The 228-nt window shown below is 43.0% G+C and carries 1 protein-coding gene; it reads left to right on the plus strand.

The window, feature by feature from the left end; genetic code table 11:
- A partial coding sequence (locus P6733_RS17960) for a hypothetical protein (RefSeq protein ID WP_306354320.1) occupies nucleotides 1–228 on the plus strand: 228 nt, incomplete at both ends.

Genomic DNA, 228 nt, shown 5'->3' on the forward strand with positions numbered 1-228 from the left:
CTCCTCTAGCTACAACAACCGCTTTAGTAGATGGAGCGACGTATTACGCTTCTCAAACAGCAGACTCTTGTGAGAGTGCAACCCGTTTAGCGGTAACTGTCGTTATTACTAAAACAGAAGCACCAACCACAACACAAGCAACACAGACTTTCTGTGAAATTGATAACACTACTATTGCAAGTTTAAATGTAACAGGAACACAGGTTCAGTGGTACGCGAGTGCTACTT

It is taken from the genome of Flavobacterium aerium (assembly GCF_030766725.1).
GTDB lineage: Bacteria > Bacteroidota > Bacteroidia > Flavobacteriales > Flavobacteriaceae > Flavobacterium > Flavobacterium aerium.